Here is a 19,488-nt window from a genome sequence, read left to right on the forward strand (position 1 = left end):
CGACAGGACCGACAGAGGAGAAACCTGATGGCCGCCGAGGCGCCGATTCTCGACGAGCTCCACCGGCTCAGAGCCCGCATCCCCCAGCTGACCGGCTCCCTCGCGGCCAGCGTCGACGGCCTGGTCGTCGCCGAGGACACCCCCGGCGTGGAGCCGGAAGGCGTGGCCGCGCTCACTGCCGCCGCGCTGGGCGTCGCGGTCCGGCTGACGGACGTCACCGGCCGCGGTGAGCTGCGCGAGCTACTCGTGCGCGGCCGGGACGGCTATGTGGCGACGTACGCCGCGGGACAGGGTGCCGTGCTGACCCTGCTCGCCCGGGACGACGTCAGCGTCGGCCGCCTCCATCTGGAGGGCCGCCGGGCGGCCACCCGGATCGGGGAGCTGGTCGACGGGGCGACGGACGACGGCAAGGCCCGCGCGCAGGTCAAGTCCCCCGCCGTCGTGCGGACCAGGACCCCGCGCGCCCAGCGCACCGCGGCCACGACCAACCCCAGTACGAACACCGAGAGTTGAGAGGAAACCACCGATGGCCAACACCGAGACCTCGCTGAAAGAGGCGCTGACCTCGATCGAGGGCGCGACCGGAGTCGCGCTCGTCGACTACACCAGCGGCATGGCCCTGGGCACCCTGGGCGGCGGCAAGAGCTTCGACCTGGGCGTCGCCGCCGCCGGCAACACCGACGTCGTGCGCGCCAAGATGCGCACGATGGAACACCTCGGTCTCAAGGGCGAGATCGAGGACATCCTGATCACCCTGTCCGACCAGTTTCACCTGATCCGGCTGATCGGCGGGCGCGGCGGCAACGGACTGTTCATGTACCTCGTGCTCGACGCCAAGCGCGCCAACCTGGCCATGGCCAGGCACCAGTTGAGGAAGATCGAGCAGGACCTGGAGGTCTGACCGACCGGGGCTAGACCAGCACGTCGGCGCGGCGGCGCGCCCCGCCCGGGGCCGCGTCGCCCGCCGCGATCCCGGTGCCGCGGAAGGCCTTGACCGCCTTCCCGGCCGGCCGTCCGCCGCCTGCCGAGAGCCAGTCCACGCGCACCCACAGCAGCGCGTCCCCGGCGCGTTCGCGCCGTCCGATCCAGCCGGACTTCAACCACAGCCCGGCGCCCGCCCCGGCGAGCAGCATGCCGCCCGCGGCGGGCGCGGCGAACGCGCTGCCGAGCGCGGCGGCGAAGGCGAGCAGCAGCCACCAGCGGTGCCCCCGGCGCCAGTTGCGCACGGTGACCGCCCGGTCCTGGAGCACGTCGTGCTTGCTCGCGCGGGCCGCTCCGCCCATGAGGGCGACGTACCGCCGGCGCCCCCGGTACGCCACGACCGCCGTCGTGACGATGAACAGCGCCGCCCCCGCCAGCACGCCGATCCGGCGCCCCGTCAGGCCGGGCACCAGTACGCCGATCCCGGCCGCGAACACCCCGAGCCACCACATCGGTGCCGCCCCGGCCCGTACGACGACGGCCACCCGAGCCAGTCCCTGACCTCCGCGTGCCACGTCCGCCTCCTCGTCGTCCCGGAGTCCGGAGCCGAATTCCGGACTCGCAGTGGCGGGGAGATTAGCGCAGTTGTGTGAAACGAGCCTGAGGAATCACTCCACGAACAGCCCCCGCGCCGCGGCCCGCGTGTCGAACTCCTCCAGCCGCGCCTGGGCGTCCGGCAGGTCGTCGCACATCGCCTCCAGCAGCACCCGGCCGAGCAGCATCGGCGCGCAGGCGGTGTCGAAGGCCAGCCCGGTGCCGACGGCGGCCGGGAGCAGCAGGTCTGAGGCCTTGGCGACCGGCGCGAAGGCGGAGTCGGCGACCGTGACCACGGTGAGGCCGGCCTCCTTGGCGTAGCCGAGGGTGTCCAGCACCTCGCGCGGATGCCGGGGCAGCGCGAAGCAGAGCAGCGCCGTGGCGCCCGCGCGGACGCAGGCGTCGATCCGGTCGTGGACCATCGTGCCGCCCTCGTGCAGCAGCCGGACGTCCGGGTGGACCTTGGCGGCGAAGTAGGCGAAGCCGTACGCCTGGGAGGCCGCCGCGCGCAGTCCGAGCACCGGCAGCGGCCGGGAGGCGGCCAGCAGCCGGCCCGCCCGCTGCACCGGGCGCGGGTCGGCGAGCAGTTCGGCCAGGTGCCGCAGGTTCTCGATCTCGGCCTCCACGGCCTGCTGGTACTCGTTGTAGGTGCCCGCGGCGGCCACCGGCTCGGCGGGCGCGACCTCGCGCAGGTGCTTGCGCAGGGCCGGGTAGCCGTCGAAGCCGAGGGCGACGGCGAAGCGCGTCACGGACGGCTGGCTGACGCCCGCCAGTTCCGCGAGTTCGACGCTGGAGAGGAAGGGCACGTCGGCGGCCCGCCGGACCATGCTGTGCGCGATGCGCCGCTGGGTCGGGGTCAGCCGGTGGCCCTCGAAGAGCGCCTGCAGCCGTGCCGCCGGGGTGTCCACCGTGTTCCTGTCCGCGCTCATGCCGCGCTCCCCCTCCAGATCTCCGTGAACCGGTCGAGCAGCCGGGCCGCCGCGCTCACGTCGTCCGTGAGCGGCCGGTCGGCCTGGTCCTCGTCGAGCACCGCTTCGGCCAGTTCCAGCGCGCGCCCCGCCGGGAGCCCCGGCTCGGGCCTGAGGTCGCGCTGGCGCAGCGCCCGTACGGCGGCGACGAGTTCGCAGCCCACGACGAGACGGTACGCGCCGCACGCGCGCAGCGTCTGCCGGGCGGCGAGCGAGGCGAAGCTGGCCTGTTCCTCGACGCCCCGGGAGAGTACAGCGTGGCCGAGGGAGGCGGGAGCCGAGAAGGCGCGCAGGTCACCGAGGGCGGCCGCGGCGGAGTACTCCAGGATCATCACCCCGGACGAGGCGGGCTCCTGGTCGGCGAGGAAGGGCTTCAGGCGGGTGTAGGCGGGCTCGTTGAGGGTGGACAGACGGGATGTGGACAGCCGCGCCACCTGGGTGACGGCGAGCCTGAAGTGGTCCAGCGCGAGGGCCAGTTGGGCTTGGTAGAACCCGCCGTGGTGGTAGGCGGCCAGGTCGTCGACGGCGATGAGGGGGTTCTCGGCGGCCGCGTTGATCTCCACCGCAAGCACCGCCTCCAGGGCGTCCGCCGCGTCGTGCGCGGGCCCGTGGATCTGGGGCAGACAGCGGAAGCCGTACGGGTCCTGGATCCGCCCGAGCGGGGGCGTGGGCCGGTCGGCCGCGCCGATCAACTCCCGCATGCGCCGGGCGACTTCGGCGGTCCCGCGATGCGGGCGGGCCTCGTGCACGGGCGCCGCGTAGGGCTCGTGCGAGCCGTCGACGGCGAGGAGCGACAGCGCGGCGACGACCTGCGTGGCGGCGATGAGGCCGCGCAGTTCGTGCAGGGCGAGGGCGGCCTGGCCGAGGGTGAGGGCGTTGCTGCTTATCAGGGCGAGCGCGTCGTTGTTGTCCAGCGGCTGCGGCTCGGGGGCGCCGGCTCCGCGCCAGGGATGCTCTCCGGCGAGCGCGAGTCCGACCTGGGCGAGGGCGGCGAGGTCGCCGGTGCCGACCGAGCCGAACTCGTTGACGACCGGGAAGGCCCCGCTCTCCAGGGCCTCGCACAGGGCGGTGACGACGGTGGGCCGCAGCCCGGCGCCCCCGGCCAGCAGCTGGTTGGCCCGTACGGCGAGCATGGCGCGCACCTGCCGGGCGGGCAGTTCCTCCCCGATGCCCCCGGCGTGGCTCCGCAACAGCCGCAGGCCGTGTCCGGCGGCGGCCTCGGTGGGCACGTCCTCGTTCCGGTTGGCACCGACGCCGGTGGAGCGGCCGTAGACGCGTCCCGTGGCGGCGATCTGCCGGGCGGCGTCCCAGGAGCGGGTGGCCCGCTTCATCGCCGCGTCCTCCGGCACCGGCCGAGCGGCCCCGTCGGCGAGGCGCACCACGTCCGCGACGGAGAGTTCACGGCCGTCGAGGAGCACCGAGCCGACGTCCATGACCGGAGGCCCGTCCACGATCCGAGACGACATCAAGCCCAAACTCCCCTCAACCCGGACACCCAATCTTGCCCACCGGCCATCCGTTACCTCGGATCAACGCCGAGGCATCGGCAATCTATTCAGACAACAAGAACTCTGCATGACGCTATACAGGCCGGGCAAGGGACACCTCATGATCCAGTCAGACGCCCGGGGGACCCCCGGCCGAACAGGGGGGCTAACCCCAGTGCGACCGGCGCTCGAGCTTTCTACCGTGGGTGCCATGACCGGAATGGACGCGCGGGACACCGAGCTGAAGAAGGAACTCAACGCGACTCTGCACGCCCGCAGGGATCTCGGCGAGGAGTACGAGTCCGCGCTGGTCGACTCGTTCCTGGAGAAGGTCGACCAGCGGATCGACGGGGCGGTCGAGCGCCGGGTGCGCCGCCAGCTCGCCGAGCAGCAGATGGTGGTGGCCCGGGGCGCCCGGTCGCCGCAGCCGACGGACAGCTGGGGCGAGCGCTTCGGCTTCGGCCTGGTCTCGCTGGTCCTGGCCATCCCGCTGTCCGGCATCGGCGGCGGTGTCGCCGGCCTGTCCGGCCTGTTCGTCGCCTGGGCAGGCATCGTCGGCGTCAACGTCGTCCAGGCTGTCCGCATCAACCCGGACCTGTTCCGCCGAGGCCGCAAGGCCCGGAAGGACTCGGACTGGGAGGACTGACCGGCAGCATCGGGCCCCGACGGCTGCCCGGCGCCGGGACCTCACACCCCCGACCGGCTCGGATCCGCCGGATCCGGGCTGAGCTGGGGTTCCGCGACCCGCCGCCGACGCCTGCGCTTGAGCAGGGCCCACGGGCCCCGAGGCCCGGTCGGCATCGCCGCCGTGACCTCCGTACCGGCCTCTTTTGCCGCCTCCGCGGCGGCCCGGGCCACCGGCAGGAAGCCCTCGCGGCGGGAGGCGTCGGGGCGCTCCTCCTCCGCGGGCCACAGGCCGAGGGCCGCGCAGACCGTGGGGAGGACGGCCATGGCGGCCGTCGCGTAGCCCTCCGCCGAGGGGTGGTAGCTGTCCGCTCCGAACATCTCGCGCGGGTTCGCCGCGAACTCCGGGCCCAGCAGATCACCCAGCGACACCGTACGACCGCCCTGTTCGACCACGCCGATCGTCTGGGCGGCCGCGAGCTGACGGGAGGCGCGCCGGGCCAGCCAGCGCAGGGGCTGCTGGACGGGCTCGATGGTGCCGAGGTCGGGGCAGGTGCCGACCACCACCTCGGCGCCGGCCGTGCGCAGCCGTCGTACCGCCGTGGAGAGGTAGCGCACCGAGCGCGTCGCGGGCATCCGGTGCGTGACGTCGTTGGCGCCGATCATGATCACGCAGACGTCGGGCACCTGGCCGGAGTCGGCCAGGGCCTCGGACACCTGGCGTTCCAGGTCGTCGGAGCAGGCGCCCGGCAGGGCGACGTTGCGCAGTTCCACCGGGCGCTCCGCCACCGCCGCGAGCCCTGACGCCAGCAGCGCGCCCGGCGTCTGTCCGGACCGCCGTACCCCCTGGCCCGCCGCCGTTGAGTCGCCCAGCAGCAGCAGACGCAACGGAGGCTCGCCCACCTTCGTGTAGCCCAGGCCGTACCGGCCCTGCGCGCTCGGCGCGTGCGGGGCCGTGCCGTTGCCCACGACGCGCTTGGCCAGCTGGACCTCCGCCAGCACCAGACCCACCACGGCCGCGCCGGCCAGACCGATCCCGCCGCCGCCGTACGCGGCACCGGCCGCGATCCGCCGGGCCACCCTCGCCCTCGACATGCTCGTCATGCCTAGCCGCCACCTCCTCGAACCCGTACATCCACTGCTTGCCCCGCACGGACCGTGGCCCAATCCCAACGGCGAGTGAACGACCGTCATGGCCCTCGCCCAGGCCATAGGCTGGCGGAACCACTAACGACCACATCTTTTGCAAGCATCCGGAGACAACGGTGCATTTCCACGACTCGATGATCAGCCTCGTCGGCAACACCCCGCTGGTGAGGCTCAACAGCGTGACCAAGGGCATCAAGGCGACCGTCCTGGCCAAGGTGGAGTACTTCAACCCCGGCGGTTCCGTGAAGGACCGCATCGCCCTGCGCATGATCGAGGCCGCGGAGGAGAGCGGCGCGCTCAAGCCCGGTGGCACCATCGTCGAACCGACCAGCGGCAACACCGGGGTCGGTCTCGCCATCGTGGCCCAGCAGAAGGGCTACAAGTGCATCTTCGTGTGCCCCGACAAGGTGAGCACCGACAAGATCAACGTCCTGCGCGCCTACGGCGCCGAGGTCGTCGTCTGCCCCACCGCCGTGGACCCGGAGCACCCGGACTCCTACTACAACGTCTCCGACCGCCTGGTCCGCGAGACGCCGGGCGCCTGGAAGCCCGACCAGTACTCCAACCCCAACAACCCGGCCTCCCACTACCACTCCACCGGCCCCGAGCTGTGGGAGCAGACGGAGGGGCGGATCACCCACTTCGTGGCGGGCGTGGGCACCGGCGGCACCATCTCGGGCACCGGCCGCTATCTGAAGGACGTCAGCGACGGCAGGGTCAAGGTCGTCGGCGCCGACCCGGAGGGCTCGGTGTACTCGGGCGGGTCCGGGCGGCCGTACCTGGTCGAGGGCGTCGGTGAGGACTTCTGGCCGACCGCCTACGACCGGACGGTCGCCGACGAGATCGTCCCGGTCTCCGACAAGGACTCCTTCCAGATGACCCGCCGGCTGGCCAAGGAGGAGGGCCTGCTGGTGGGCGGCTCCTGCGGCATGGCCGTCGTCGCCGCGCTGCGGGTCGCCGAGCGCCTGGAGGAGGACGACGTGGTCGTCGTCCTGCTGCCGGACAGCGGCCGCGGCTACCTCAGCAAGATCTTCAACGACGAGTGGATGGCCGACTACGGCTTCCTGGAGGACGAGGGCCCGAGCGCCCGCGTGGCCGACGTGCTCAGCGACAAGGAGCACGGCGCCATCCCGTCCCTCGTCCACATGCACCCCGACGAGACCGTCGGCCAGGCCATCGAGGTCCTGCGCGAGTACGGCGTCTCGCAGATGCCGATCGTCAAGCCCGGCGCCGGCCACCCGGACGTGATGGCGGCGGAGGTCGTCGGGTCCGTCGTCGAACGGGAGCTGCTCGACGCCCTGTTCACCAAGCGGGCCTCGCTGGAGGACCCGCTGGAGAAGCACATGTCGGCCCCGCTGCCGCAGGTCGGCTCCGGCGAACCCGTCGGCGACCTGATGTCCGTGCTCGGTACGGCGGACGCGGCGATCGTCCTGGTCGAGGGCAAGCCCACCGGGGTGATCGGCCGTCAGGACCTGCTGGCGTTCCTCGCCAAGGGCGGTAAGTAGCGGCGAACCTCCGGTGAACGGCCCGTGTCGGCGGCGAACTTGCGGTGATCAGCAGCCTTCGTCGCTTCGCGGAAGTGGTACGAGCGTGTCACGTCCGCGCAGCACCCGCTTAACACGGGTCCGGCACATTAGGGGGTGTCGGCAGGGCGGGAGCGGCTCCCCGCCCCGGCCGGCGCCGAACGTCCAAGGACCTCCGGAGCGGCTCCCGGACCTCCATGGACGCCACGGACGCGAAGCCCGGTCCTGACCCGGCCCGCGTCCCTCGCGGGGACCGCCGTCGTCCCGCCCCCCGGCAACGGGGGTGCGGCGGTCCCCGCGCACACCTCTCTCAGCGGCCCCCGCGGCACGAGGAGGTCCCCCTCCCCGAGATGCGCTGTCCGTACACGCACCGTTCACCGTCCGAGCGGGGTGGCGTAACCGGATCACCCCCGCCTTGGGCAAGGGTGTGCATTCGCTGTCATGCTGCTGTCAGGAGCACGCCCCCGCGATGGAAAAGCCGCTGCCGCTTCCGAGATCCACCGGCCAGAGCCGGACCCGTGACCCCTGGTGGGACAACGCCCGGTTCGTGTCGGCGGCGCTGATCGTGGTCCTGCACACCGTGGGCAGCCTGATGACCCGCCACGACCCGCTCGCGGCCTATCACGTCGGCACCTGGGCGTTCCGGGTCCCGCTCTTCGTGATCCTTGCCGGGGTGTTCAGCAGCGGCGGCCCGCTGGGCGCGCGTCAGCTGAGGACACTGCTGCACTCGATCGCCCTGCCGGCCCTGATCTTCAGCCTGCTGTACTCGCTGGAGGTGTACGCGCTCGGCGGCCGCTTCACGCTGCACATCACCCAGCTGCCGTGGACGCTGTGGTTCCTGATGTCGCTCTTCTTCTGGCGGCTGCTGCTGCCCCTGGTGGTCCAGCTGCGCCATCCGCTGCCGGTCACCACGGCCGTCGCGCTGGCGGTCGGGTACGTGGAGGAGTTCGGCATGCTGTTCTCGGCCAGCCGGACCCTCGTCTACCTGCCGCTGTTCTACCTCGGATGGCGCCTCGGCCAGGGCGCGCTCCGGGAGTGGTTCGAGAGCCGGTGGAGTCTGCCGGTCGCCGTGGCGGGGGTGCTCGCCTCGTTCGCCGTCGGGTGGTTCCGGCACGACGACGTGCAGGGCACCTGGCTGTCGATGCGCCACGCCTACCGGGCCGACACCCCGCTGGGCATGGAGGGCGCCTGGCTGGTCCGGCTGGCGGTGCTCGGCTCGGCCGTCGGCCTGGTGCTCTGCCTGCTGCGTCTGATACCGAGACGGCGGCTGCCGCTGATCTCCGCGCTCGGCTCGGGCGGCTTCACCATCTACCTGCTGCACCCGCTGATCATCCTGCCGCTGCGCGAGCGCGGCCACATCGCCCGCGCGGACACCCACGCGGAGCTGCTCGGCCTGATGGCGTGCGGGGTGCTGCTCGCGGTGGTACTCGGTACGCCCTGGGTGCGCCGCCTGGTCCAACCGCTGACCAAGCCGCCGGTGGACTGGCTGTTCGCCACCGCACCGGCCCCCGCCGAGCCGAAGACGGCCGACACCCCCGAGCCGCCCCTAAGCAAGCGCTTGGAAAAGAGGTCGGCATCACACCCGGATAGCGGTGACCGAAGCCTTACGTACAGGTAACTTCCCCCGTACGCCCCTCTCCCGTCGTCGTCTGGAGCCGTGATGCCCGAAGCCGTGATCGTCTCGACCGCCCGCTCCCCCATCGGCCGCGCTTTCAAGGGCTCCCTCAAGGACCTGCGCCCGGACGACCTCACCGCCACGATCATCCAGGCCGCCCTCGCCAAGGTCCCCGAGCTGGACCCGCGCGACATCGACGACCTGATGCTCGGCTGCGGTCTGCCCGGCGGCGAGCAAGGCAACAACCTCGGCCGGATCGTGGCCGTGCAGATGGGCATGGACCACCTGCCCGGCTGCACGATCACCCGGTACTGCTCCTCGTCCCTGCAGACCAGCCGCATGGCCCTGCACGCCATCAAGGCCGGCGAGGGCGACGTCTTCATCTCGGCCGGTGTCGAGATGGTCTCCCGTTTCACCAAGGGCAACTCCGACTCCCTGCCGGACACGCACAACCCGCTCTTCGCCGAGGCCGAGGCCCGCACCGCCGAGGTCGCCACGCAGGAGGGCACGACGTGGCACGACCCGCGCGAGGACGGCCTCGTCCCGGACGCCTACATCGCGATGGGCCAGACCGCCGAGAACCTCGCCCGCTGGAAGGGCGTGACCCGGCAGGACATGGACGAGTTCGGCGTCCGCTCGCAGAACCTCGCCGAGGAAGCCATCAAGAACGGCTTCTGGGAGCGTGAGATCACCCCGGTGACCCTGCCCGACGGCACGGTCGTCAGCAAGGACGACGGTCCGCGCGCCGGCGTCACGCTGGAGGGCGTGCAGGGCCTGAAGCCGGTCTTCCGCCCGGACGGCCTGGTCACCGCGGCCAACTGCTGCCCGCTGAACGACGGTGCCGCCGCGGTCGTCGTCATGAGCGACACCAAGGCCCGCGAGCTGGGCCTGACCCCGCTCGCCCGGATCGTCTCGACCGGCGTCTCCGGCCTCTCCCCCGAGATCATGGGCCTCGGTCCGGTGGAGGCGTCCCAGCAGGCGCTGCGCCGCGCCGGACTGACGATCGACGACATCGACCTGGTCGAGATCAACGAGGCGTTCGCCGCGCAGGTGATCCCGTCCTACCGCGATCTGGGCATCGACCTCGACAAGCTGAACGTCAACGGCGGCGCCATCGCGGTCGGCCACCCCTTCGGCATGACGGGCGCCCGCATCACCGGCACGCTCATCAACTCCCTGCAGTTCCACGACAAGCAGTTCGGTCTGGAGACCATGTGCGTGGGTGGCGGCCAGGGCATGGCGATGGTCATCGAGCGTCTGAGCTGAGCGTGTTCGGCGCACGACCCTGAGTGACCCATAGGCCCGGAACCCGGCAACCGCCAAGGTTCCGGGCCTTTTTGTGATCCAATCTCCCCCAGGATGTGACCTATCTCCCTCTGCCGAGGGATTTTCGCAGGTCAGACGCGTTTCACCCGGCCCTGCCAGACCCAAAGTCCTGTCCGGTTCGTGACGTTACGCACTGACAGCTGGTTAGTCCTCCCTTCAAGCTGATGTAGGAAGTCGGGGGTCGACTTTGAACCGGGAGTACGTCAGTGAGCGCCATGCCCATCGCCCTGCTGCTCACCACGGCCGCCACCGGCGCCGTGGGCGTCGCCGTCCTGCGCACCCTCATGGTGTTGCGCCGACAGGTCGCGGCCCTGCACACCGAGCTCGCCGCGAACAACGCGGCCGCGGCCCGGGGTCTGGTGCCCGCCGCCCGTCCGGCCGCCGACACCGACGAGATACGCGCCGCCGTGGCCGAGGCCCTGGCGGAGGAGCGTGAGCGGGAGCTGGCGGAGGCGCGCGCGTTCTGGGCCGCCCAGGAGGCCCGCGACGCCTCCGACGCCCCGACCCTGCTGGGCCTGAGCGACAGCGAGCTGTACCTGCCCCGGCAGGCCGATTTCGTGGGCCTGGAGCCCCTGGAGCCGGTCACCGAGCCGACCGCGGACGCCGACGAGTTCGCCGGGGAGTCCCCCGAGCTGGCCGCGGCCCGCCGTCGGCACCCCTCGCATCCGGACTTCGTACCGGTGCAGTCGCCGGTGGTGAACGACCATGAGCGTACGGTCGCCGCCCTGGAGGAGCTGGCCGCCTCGGCCACCGAACTCACCGACGTCCGCCCGGGCCCCCTCGGCACCCTCGACGTCTACGTCTTCGCCGACGGCACGACCCTGTGCATGACCCCGGGCCACCGCGAAACGGCGGAACGCCTCGCCGAGGCCCTCCGCACGGGCGAGACCCCGTTCCTGCTCGGCGGCTCGGGCATCTCGGGCGCGTACACCCTGACCTTCGCCTGTGGCGAGGAGAACGTGTACATCCTGGCGGACCGGGTCATAGCGAGCCTGTAGCAGTCACACTCCGGCGCGCTTCTGGGCCGCCGCCACCAGTTTCACCGCTTCCTCCACTTGGGCCTCGTCCGTCAGGACGAGGCCCAAGTCGTGCACGGCGACGGTGATTTGATCGGCGGCGGCGAACATCCCCGCGTCCGGCATCTCCCGAGGCTCCCGCGAGGCGTCCTCGAGCAGCTGCGCCCGCCGGGACAACTCCCTGGCCAGACCCAGCGCCTCGGCCGCGGCCCCCCGTTGCAGTCGGGATTGCGGGGCCGCCCTCAACCGGTCGGCGAAGTGATCCACAGCCTGCGTCAGACGCGTCGTATCCACCACGCCGCAACCGTACGCGCAGCACCGGGACTGTTGCCAATACGCGAACGCTCAGGCACCGTGACCTGAAGGACCGGCTTACATCCCCTTTGCGTCCGGAGGCGCCGATGTCCCACGTCCTCTCCGAGGAGACCCACCGCAACATGCTCGCCCGCATCCCCCACTGCACCGGTCGTGAAGTCTCCGACTGGCTGCGCACCGTGGAAGAGGGTCCGGCCCTCTTCCGCTTCGAAGAGAAGGTCAGCTGGCTTCGCCACGAATACGACCTCGCGTACGGCCACGCGAAGGCGATCGTCCACGAGTACGACCTGAGGAGGGCGGCGCGCAAATTCCTCTAGGCGCGCACAGACGGCGAAGGGCCCCGGGCAGGAAGCCCGGGGCCCTTCGGAACGGCCGAGTCAGACCGGCCGAAACCGTTGATCAGTCACTGCTGTTGAGGATCGAGATGAGCCTCAGGAACTCCATGTAGATCCACACCAGCGTCAGCGTGAGGCCGAAGGCGGCGAGCCAGGCCTCCTCGCGCGGGGCACCGTAGGCGATGCCGTCCTCGACCTGCTTGAAGTCCAAGGCCAGGAAGGCCGCGCCGAGCAGGATGCCGACGACACCCATGAGGATGCCGAGCGGGCCGCTGCGGAAGCCGAGGCCGTCGCCGCCGCCGAACACCGCGAACAGCAGGTTGACCGCCATCAGCATGATGAAGCCGAGAGCGGCCGCCATCACGAAGCCGACGAAGCGGCGGTTGACGCGGATCCAGCCCGCCTTGTAGGCGATCAGCACGCTGAGGAAGACACCCATCGTGCCGAGCACGGCCTGCATGGCCGCGCCGTCCGCGATGCGGTTGTCGACGACGCTGGAGACCACACCGAGGAAGACACCCTCGAACGCGGCGTACGTCAGGATCAGCGCGGGCGAAGCCTTGCGCTTGAAGGACTGCACCAGCGCCAGGACCATGCCGATCAGGCCGGCGCCGATGGCGATGCCGTAGGACTTGCTGATGTTGGCGTCGTCGACCGGCAGCAGCGCCCAGGCGAGCGCCGCGGTGACGATCAGGGTGCCGAGGGTCGTGCCGGTGCGCAGGACGACGTCGTCCATCGTCATCCGGCCGGTGGTGACCGGGGCCTGCGGCGGCGCGCCGTGCTGCAGGTCCTGCTGGGCGTAAGGGTTCTGCGCGTACGGGTTCTGGGCGTACGGGTTACCACCCTGCGGCTGGGCGTACGGGTTGCCCTGCGTGCCCACAGCGGCGCCCCCGGCCTGCGGCTGGGCGTTGAAGCCCGCGTAGCCGTTGTCGCGGCTGAACCCCCGTCGCGAGAAGACCGGGTTGCTGCTCCTCATTTCACTCCTCCATGGCCGCCCTACGCGACCTTGGCCTCAAGAGTAATGGAAAGGCAAAGGATTGACCCTACTACCTGCGGAGGATCTTTCCCTCACCATGCTGCCCAACACGCTACGCGACCGGGTGATTCCCGCCACCACCACCGCTCACTCTTAACCGAACGGGAACCCCGTGTACGCCTCGGCCAGATCGGTCTCGGCGGCCCGCGAGGAGGCGATCCGCGCGAGCCGGGCGAGCTGGAGGCGGTCCTCGAAGGGGGTCGCGTCGGGGGCCCGGTGCAGCAGGGTCGTCATGTCGTAGGAGAACCGCTCGGCCTGCCACACCCGCCGCAGGCAGGTCGCGGAGTAGGCGTCGAGCAGCTCCGGCGAGCCGGTCTCCTTCTCGTGCGTCAGCGCCCGCGCGAAGGTCACGACGTCCCCCACGGCCAGGTTCAGCCCCTTGGCCCCGGTCGGCGGCACGATGTGCGCCGCGTCACCGGCGAGGAAGAGGCGGCCGTACCGCATGGGCTCGTGGACGTAGGAGCGCATCGGGGTGACCGACTTCTGGGTGATCGGGCCGCGTGCGAGGCGCCAGTCGTCGGCCGTCTCGAAGCGGCGCTCCAGCTCGGCCCAGATCTCCTCGTCCGGCCAGTCCTCGGCGTCGGTGCCGTCGGGCACCTGGAGGTAGAGGCGGGAGACGGCGGGGGAGCGCATGGAGAGCAGGGCGAAGCCCCGGTCGTGGCGGGCGTAGACCAGCTCGTCGTGGGACGGGGGCACGTCGGCCAGGATGCCGAGCCAGGCGAAGGGGTACGTCCGCTCGAAGACCCGGACGAGATCCGCGGGGACCGCCCTGCGGGCCACTCCCCAGAAGCCGTCGCAGCCGACCACGTAGTCGCACTCCAGCAGGGACTCGCGGCCCTCGTGCCGGAAGCGGACGCGCGGGCGGTCGGTGCCGGCGTCCTCCACCGCCAGGGCCTCCGCCTCGAACAGCAGCGGGCCACCCTCCTTGAGCTGCAGGGCGATGAGGTCCTTGCAGACCTCGGTCTGGGCGTAGACGGTCACCGACCGGCCGTCGGTGAGGGCGGGGAAGTCGACGCGGTGGCGGGTGCGGTCGTAGCGCAGCTCTATGCCGTCGTGGCGCAGACCCTCACGGCCCATGCGCTCGCCGGCCCCGGCCGCGCGCAGGACGTCGACCGTCCCCTGTTCGAGGATCCCGGCCCGCTGCCGCTGCTCGACGTAGGCGCGGTCCCGGCTCTCCAGGACGACCGAGTCGATCCCGGCGCGGTGCAGCAGCCGGGCGAGGAGGAGCCCGGCGGGGCCGGCTCCGATGATGCCGACGGTGGTGCGCATCGAGCAGCCTCTCTCTCATCTCTGTTCGCGTGCGTGTCGCCGTTCGCGTGCGGCTGTTCGCGCAGTGAAGTTTGTTTCACTGACTTTCGCCCATGAGTTTCCGACCGCGTCCGCGCGCTGTCAACGGCTCTGCGGTGAAGTCTTCAATGGACGGTGCAGGTGTCGGAGGTGCCCGGAACCGGACTTGAACCGGTACGCCCGCGAGGGGCAGCGAGGTTTAAGCTCGCCGTGTCTGCATTCCACCATCCGGGCAGGCCATGGGCTCCGCGTCGAGGTTCCGAGCCTATCGGGATACATCCCCCGAACAGCGGAAGGACGGCCCGATGTTGTCTTATTTTATTGACGTCTGAGGGTGCATCAGCCCACGGAACGAGCCATCCGCACTTGCCAATAGCCTTGCGCGGGGCGCCCGGCCACGCATGTGGAATGACGGAATTTCACCGCTTGAACAAGGACGCTCCACCTGTTCTCGACACAGTGGTTCTCAGGGGCCGCCGTCATCCCCAGGTATGACACGAGCACGGCCGGTCCGACCCGAGTCTGCCTTCGGAACCGGAACAGCGGCTGACTACACGGACACCGGCGGCCACGACGATGGATGACATCCCCCGAACACTTCCGTCGTCTGCCGAGGAGCGCCTACTCGTGACCACCGCATCCATCGCCGGCCGGGCCACCTCCGTGGCCGCGCGCGCCCAGGATCTGTCGAAGATCTACGGACAGGGCGAGACCCAGGTGGTCGCCCTGGACCGGGTCTCCGTCGAGTTCCGCCAGGCCGAGTTCACCGCGATCATGGGCCCGTCCGGCTCCGGCAAGTCCACGCTGATGCACTGCGTGGCGGGTCTGGACACCTTCTCCTCCGGCTCCGTACGCATCGGCGACACCGAGCTGGGCTCGCTGAAGGACAAGCAGCTCACCAAGTTGCGCCGGGACAAGATCGGCTTCATCTTCCAGGCCTTCAACCTGCTGCCGACGCTGACCGCGCTGGAGAACATCACCCTCCCGATGGACATCGCGGGCCGCAAGCCGGACAAGCAGTGGCTGGAATCGGTCATCGAGATGATCGGTCTGTCGGGCCGGCTCGGCCACCGCCCCTCGCAGCTCTCCGGCGGCCAGCAGCAGCGCGTCGCGGTCGCCCGTGCCCTCGCCTCCAGGCCGGAGATCATCTTCGGTGACGAGCCCACCGGAAACCTCGACTCCCGGTCCGGTGCCGAGGTGCTGGGCTTCCTGCGCAACTCCGTGAGGGAGTTGGGCCAGACCGTGGTGATGGTGACCCACGACCCGGTGGCCGCCGCCTACGCGGACCGGGTGGTCTTCCTCGCCGACGGCCGGATCGTGGACGAGATGTACCGCCCGACGGCCGACAACGTCCTCGACTTCATGAAGCAGTTCGACGCGAAGGGCCGCACCTCCTGATGTTCCGCACCGCCCTGCGCAACGTCCTCGCGCACAAGGCCCGGCTCCTGATGACCGTGCTCGCCGTCATGCTCGGCGTCGCATTCGTCTCCGGCACCCTGGTCTTCGCCGACACCCTCTCCAACGCCTTCCGCAACCAGTCGGCGAAGAGCTACGACGACGTCGCCGTCGCCGTCACCTCGCACGCCGACCCGGACAACCCCGAGGAGGAGCCCGGCCTTTCGCGGGAGACCGTCGACCGGATCTCCGCCGTGGACGGCGTCGCCGGCGCCTACGGCCGTGTCGAGGGCTTCGCCGGGGTCGCCGACCCCGACGGCAAGCTGATCGGCGTCGGCTGGTCCAACAAGGGCTCCAACTTCGCCCCCGGCAGGGACGGCGAGGATCCCGCGTACGAGTTCACCGACGGCTCGGGCCCGGTGAAGGACGATCAGATAGCCCTGGACGAGGAGTCCGCCGAGAAGGGCCGTTACCAGGTCGGCGACCGGGTCCGGGTCGCGACCAACGGGCCGGTGGAGGAGTACACCCTCAGCGGTGTGTTCACCACCGAGGACGGCGCCGTGAACGCCGGCGGCAGCCTCGTCCTGTTCGACACCGCCGTCGCCCAGAAGCAGTACCTCGAGCCGGGTTACTTCGAGAGCGTCACCGTCACCGCCGCCTCCGGCGCAAGCGACACGCGGATCCTGGACGCGGTCGAGCCGCTGCTGCCGGACACCGCCGAGGCCCGAACCGGCCAGGCGCTCGCGGACGAGCAGGCCGAGGAGATCGAGCGGGGTCTCGGCAACCTCAAGCAGGTCCTGCTCGGCTTCGCCGGCATCGCGCTGTTCGTCGGGGTCTTCCTGATCTCCAACACCTTCACGATGCTGGTCGCCCAGCGCACGAAGGAGATCGCCCTGATGCGCGCCGTGGGTGCGTCCCGCAAGCAGATCACCCGCTCGGTGCTCGCCGAGGCCGCGGTGGTGGGCCTGGTCGCCTCGGTGATCGGCCTCGTCCTCGGCATCGGCCTCGCGGTCGGTCTGCGGTCCGGGATGGCCGCGTTCGAGATGAAGATCCCGGGCGGCCCGCTGGTCGTGTCCGCCACGCCGGTGATCGCCGCGATCGGCGTCGGTGTGCTGATCACGATGTTCGCCGCCTGGCTGCCCGGCCGCCGGGCCGCCAAGATCCCGCCCGTGGCCGCCATGAACAGCGTCCACGCCGTGGCCACCACCAAGTCGCTGGTGCTGCGCAACTCCATCGGCGCGGCCATCACCGCCCTCGGTGCGGCCGGGATCGTGCTGGGCGCCTCGACGGGCGGCGACGACGGCCGCCTGTACATCGGGGCGGGCGCGTTCCTCGCGCTGGTCGGTGTGATCATCCTGATCCCGCTGCTGTCCCGGCCCGTGATCGCGCTCGTCCGTCCGCTGCTCGTCGGCCCCTTCGGGGTGGCCGGCAAGCTGGCCGGGCAGAACGCGGTCCGCAACCCCCGCCGCACCGGCGCCACCGCCTCCGCGCTGGCCATCGGACTGACGCTGGTGACCGGCCTGTCGGTGCTCGGCATCACGGTCGGCACGGCCATCGACAAGATGACCACGGACAACATCAAGGCCGACTACATGGTCTCGATGGCCAACGGCGGCGACCTCGACCAGTCCGCGCTGACGGCGCTGGAGAAGGCCAAGGGCGTATCCGCGGTCTCACCGCAGCAGGACGCCTATCTCCAGGCCGGCGACGACTACGTCTCCGCCTCCGCGGTCACCCCGGGCGACATCCAGCGCGTCCTGAACGTCGACGTCGTCGACGGCAACGTCGACTCGCTCGCCAAGGGGCAGATCGCGGTCGCCGAGAAGACGGCCGAGAGCAGGGGCTGGAAGCCCGGCGACAGGGTCCGCTTCACCTTCGCCGACGAGAAGACGGCCACTTTGACGGTCGGCGCCGTCTACGAGGACAGCGAGTTCCTCTCCCCCGTACTCGTCGACCGGAAGGTCGTGAGCGAGCACGAGGCGAAGCCGTACATCCGGCAGATCTTCGTGAAGGTGGACGGCGGCCAGTCGGCGGCCAACGAGAAGGTCCTCGTCGACGCGTTGGGCGACAACCCGGCGATCACCGTCATGGACCGCCAGGACATCCGCAACGAGTTCGGCGGCGCCATCAACACCCTGCTGAACATCATGTACGGCCTGCTGGCGATGGCCCTGATCATCGCGGTGCTGGGGGTCGTCAACACCCTGGCGATGTCGGTCTTCGAACGGCAGCAGGAGATCGGCATGCTGCGGGCGATCGGCCTCGACCGGCGCCGGGTCAAGCGCATGGTCCGGCTGGAGGCCGTGGTGATCTCGGTGTTCGGCGCGGTGGTCGGCGTCGGCCTCGGCTCCTTCCTCGGCTGGGCGATCGGCGAGACCTTCGCCGACCAGATCCCCGGCTACGCACTGGTCCTGCCGTGGGACCGGATCGGGATCTTCCTGGGGCTGGCCGGTCTGGTGGGAGTCCTGGCCGCGATGTGGCCGGCCCGCAACGCCGCGCGGCTGAACATGCTCAACGCGATCAAGGCGGAGTAGACGCACCAGCGCAAGGGCCCCGTTCCCAGGAGGGAGCGGGGCCCTCGGCTTCTCAGCCCCAGGTCCGGGCGCGCAGCGGCATCCTGGAGGCGCCCGAGTCGGGAGTGCGGACCGCCAGCACCTGGTTCACGCCGATGCGGTTGCGCTCGAAGGCCAACGCCGAGGCCGCCATGTACAGGCGCCACACCCGGGCGCGGCCGGGGCCGGTGAGCGCTGCCGCCCGGTCCCAGCCCGCTTCCAGACGAGCCACCCAGTGGCGCAGGGTGAGGGCGTAGTGCTCCCGGATCGACTCCACGTCCCGCACCTCGAACCCGGCGCGCTCCAGCCGGTCGACGGTGACGCCGACGGGCTGGAGCTCGCCGTCGGGGAAGACGTAGGCGTCGATGAACTCGTCGACGGTGTACGACGACTCGTCGCGCTGCGGGCGCCGGGCGATCTGGTGGTTGAGGAGCCGCCCGCCGGGCGCCAGCAGCCGGTGGAGGTCCTCGGCGTACTCCAGATACCGCTCGGCGCCGACGTGTTCGGCCATGCCGATGGAGGAAATGGCGTCGTAGGGCCCGTCCGTGACGTCCCGGTAGTCCTGGACACGGATCTCGATCCGGTCGGTCAGGCCCTCGTCGGCGGCGCGCTTGCGGGCGTAGGCCGCCTGCTCCTGGGAGAGGGTGATGCCGATGACGTTCGCGCCGTGGTCCCGGGCCGCGTGGATCGCCATGGAGCCCCAGCCGCAGCCGACGTCGAGCAGCCGCATGCCGGGTTCCAGGCCGAGTTTGCGGCAGACCAGGTCGAGCTTGTCGCGCTGGGCCGCTTCCAGGGTGCTGTCCGGGGCCTCCCAGTAGGCGCAGGAGTACACCATGGACGGGCCGAGGACGATCTCGTAGAAGTCGTTGCCGACGTCGTAGTGGTGGCTGATGGCGCGGCGGTCGGTGCGCTTGGTGTGGAGGTGGCCGCGGCGGCTGCGGACCTCCTCCTCGGGGGGCGCCGGCGGCAGCGGCGGCCCGGCCATCCTGAACAGCCCCGCGATCGCCGAGCGCGCCTCGGGGTCGCGCAGCGTCTCGCCGAGCGAGCGGGCGTCCTCGCCGCGCTCCCAGACCAGTCCGGAGAGCAGGTCGAGGACGGTGTAGAGATCCCCCTCGACGTCCAGGTCGCCCGCCACCCAGGCGCGGGCGAGCCCGAGTTCGCCCGGCCGCCACAGCAGCCGGCGCACGGCACGGCGGTTCCGGACGACCAGCGCCGGTGCGCCGGGCGGGCCCGCCTGTGATCCGTCCCAGGCGCGGACGCGCAGCGGGAGCGGTGCTCCCAGCAACTGTTCGACGAGGCCCTTCAGCCGCGGCGCGGCGTCTGCCATGGCGCACACCTCCATGAC

At 71.2% G+C, this 19,488-nt stretch carries 18 protein-coding genes and 1 tRNA gene; 10 read left to right on the forward strand and 9 right to left on the reverse strand.

Going from position 1 to position 19,488, the window contains the following annotated elements; translation table 11 throughout:
• Window positions 1-27: 27 nt before the first annotated feature.
• Together ACWDRW_RS11275 and ACWDRW_RS11280 are read left to right on the forward strand one after the other, a co-directional pair.
• Entirely contained in the window at window positions 28-513 is a 486-nt protein-coding gene (locus tag ACWDRW_RS11275) for a roadblock/LC7 domain-containing protein (protein WP_451722168.1), read from the forward strand.
• A gap of 13 nt (window positions 514-526) precedes the next feature.
• Window positions 527-901, forward strand: coding sequence for a hypothetical protein (locus ACWDRW_RS11280; protein ID WP_451722169.1), 375 nt, complete (start codon window positions 527-529; stop codon window positions 899-901).
• 10 nt (window positions 902-911) lie between these two features.
• Here ACWDRW_RS11280 and ACWDRW_RS11285 read toward each other — a convergent pair whose 3' ends face one another.
• The 3 genes from ACWDRW_RS11285 to ACWDRW_RS11295 all read right to left on the reverse strand — a co-directional run bounded on the left by ACWDRW_RS11285 (window position 912) and on the right by ACWDRW_RS11295 (window position 3,949).
• Window positions 912-1,496: a hypothetical protein gene (locus tag ACWDRW_RS11285; protein ID WP_451722170.1), complete on the reverse strand. Its 585-nt coding sequence runs from the start codon at window positions 1,494-1,496 to the stop codon at window positions 912-914.
• Between the two features lie 93 nt (window positions 1,497-1,589).
• Window positions 1,590-2,444, reverse strand: coding sequence for a MurR/RpiR family transcriptional regulator (locus ACWDRW_RS11290; RefSeq protein WP_451722172.1), 855 nt, complete (start codon window positions 2,442-2,444; stop codon window positions 1,590-1,592).
• Entirely contained in the window at window positions 2,441-3,949 is a 1,509-nt protein-coding gene (locus ACWDRW_RS11295) for an aromatic amino acid ammonia-lyase (RefSeq protein ID WP_451722173.1), read from the reverse strand. The genes ACWDRW_RS11290 and ACWDRW_RS11295 overlap by 4 nt, the downstream gene beginning before the upstream one ends.
• Window positions 3,950-4,190: 241 nt before the next feature.
• On the opposite strand from ACWDRW_RS11295, the gene ACWDRW_RS11300 reads away from it, so the two are divergent.
• Window positions 4,191-4,616 carry a hypothetical protein gene (locus tag ACWDRW_RS11300; protein ID WP_451722404.1) on the forward strand — a complete coding sequence of 142 codons (426 nt, stop codon included), beginning with the start codon at window positions 4,191-4,193 and terminating at the stop codon, window positions 4,614-4,616.
• A gap of 41 nt (window positions 4,617-4,657) precedes the next feature.
• Here ACWDRW_RS11300 and ACWDRW_RS11305 read toward each other — a convergent pair whose 3' ends face one another.
• Entirely contained in the window at window positions 4,658-5,698 is a 1,041-nt protein-coding gene (locus ACWDRW_RS11305) for an SGNH/GDSL hydrolase family protein (RefSeq protein ID WP_451722174.1), read from the reverse strand.
• 161 nt (window positions 5,699-5,859) lie between these two features.
• On the opposite strand from ACWDRW_RS11305, the gene ACWDRW_RS11310 reads away from it, so the two are divergent.
• From ACWDRW_RS11310 to ACWDRW_RS11325, 4 genes are all read left to right on the forward strand, one after another.
• A complete protein-coding gene (locus ACWDRW_RS11310) occupies window positions 5,860-7,248 on the forward strand; it encodes a cystathionine beta-synthase (protein WP_451722175.1) in 1,389 nt (462 codons plus the stop codon).
• A gap of 487 nt (window positions 7,249-7,735) precedes the next feature.
• Window positions 7,736-8,884 (forward strand): acyltransferase family protein, encoded by a 1,149-nt coding sequence (locus tag ACWDRW_RS11315; protein WP_451722177.1) that lies wholly within the window; start codon window positions 7,736-7,738, stop codon window positions 8,882-8,884.
• 42 nt (window positions 8,885-8,926) lie between these two features.
• Window positions 8,927-10,147, forward strand: coding sequence for an acetyl-CoA C-acetyltransferase (locus tag ACWDRW_RS11320; protein WP_451722179.1), 1,221 nt, complete (start codon window positions 8,927-8,929; stop codon window positions 10,145-10,147).
• A 275-nt stretch (window positions 10,148-10,422) separates the two neighbouring features.
• Window positions 10,423-11,205, forward strand: coding sequence for a hypothetical protein (locus ACWDRW_RS11325; protein WP_451722406.1), 783 nt, complete (start codon window positions 10,423-10,425; stop codon window positions 11,203-11,205).
• A gap of 3 nt (window positions 11,206-11,208) precedes the next feature.
• On the opposite strand, the gene ACWDRW_RS11330 is transcribed toward ACWDRW_RS11325, so the two are convergent.
• Window positions 11,209-11,520, reverse strand: coding sequence for a hypothetical protein (locus ACWDRW_RS11330; RefSeq protein ID WP_451722181.1), 312 nt, complete (start codon window positions 11,518-11,520; stop codon window positions 11,209-11,211).
• Window positions 11,521-11,624: 104 nt separating this feature from the next.
• Here ACWDRW_RS11330 and ACWDRW_RS11335 point away from each other — a divergent pair, with 104 nt between their 5' ends.
• On the forward strand, window positions 11,625-11,855 hold the full coding sequence (locus ACWDRW_RS11335) for a DUF4287 domain-containing protein (RefSeq protein WP_095753563.1): 231 nt from the start codon (window positions 11,625-11,627) through the stop codon (window positions 11,853-11,855).
• Between the two features lie 82 nt (window positions 11,856-11,937).
• Here ACWDRW_RS11335 and ACWDRW_RS11340 read toward each other — a convergent pair whose 3' ends face one another.
• The 3 genes from ACWDRW_RS11340 to ACWDRW_RS11350 form a co-directional block, all read right to left on the reverse strand.
• Window positions 11,938-12,849 carry a Bax inhibitor-1/YccA family protein gene (locus ACWDRW_RS11340; RefSeq protein WP_451722183.1) on the reverse strand — a complete coding sequence of 304 codons (912 nt, stop codon included), beginning with the start codon at window positions 12,847-12,849 and terminating at the stop codon, window positions 11,938-11,940.
• A gap of 153 nt (window positions 12,850-13,002) precedes the next feature.
• Window positions 13,003-14,178 carry a 4-hydroxybenzoate 3-monooxygenase gene (locus ACWDRW_RS11345; protein ID WP_451722185.1) on the reverse strand — a complete coding sequence of 392 codons (1,176 nt, stop codon included), beginning with the start codon at window positions 14,176-14,178 and terminating at the stop codon, window positions 13,003-13,005.
• 169 nt (window positions 14,179-14,347) lie between these two features.
• Window positions 14,348-14,430: transfer RNA gene (locus ACWDRW_RS11350), tRNA-Leu, on the reverse strand.
• A gap of 393 nt (window positions 14,431-14,823) precedes the next feature.
• Here ACWDRW_RS11350 and ACWDRW_RS11355 point away from each other — a divergent pair.
• Both ACWDRW_RS11355 and ACWDRW_RS11360 read left to right on the forward strand, forming a co-directional pair.
• Complete coding sequence (locus ACWDRW_RS11355) at window positions 14,824-15,594, forward strand: ABC transporter ATP-binding protein (RefSeq protein WP_451722187.1); 771 nt, start codon at window positions 14,824-14,826, stop codon at window positions 15,592-15,594.
• Window positions 15,594-18,125 carry an ABC transporter permease gene (locus tag ACWDRW_RS11360; RefSeq protein ID WP_451722189.1) on the forward strand — a complete coding sequence of 844 codons (2,532 nt, stop codon included), beginning with the start codon at window positions 15,594-15,596 and terminating at the stop codon, window positions 18,123-18,125. Before ACWDRW_RS11355 ends, ACWDRW_RS11360 begins: the two co-directional genes overlap by 1 nt.
• 52 nt (window positions 18,126-18,177) lie before the next feature.
• Here ACWDRW_RS11360 and ACWDRW_RS11365 read toward each other — a convergent pair whose 3' ends face one another.
• The gene (locus ACWDRW_RS11365; protein ID WP_451722191.1) at window positions 18,178-19,470 is read right to left on the reverse strand and encodes a class I SAM-dependent methyltransferase; all 1,293 of its coding nucleotides are present in this window, start codon (window positions 19,468-19,470) and stop codon (window positions 18,178-18,180) included.
• Window positions 19,471-19,488: the final 18 nt, after the last annotated feature.

This window comes from Streptomyces sp. NPDC003635 (genome assembly GCF_053587635.1).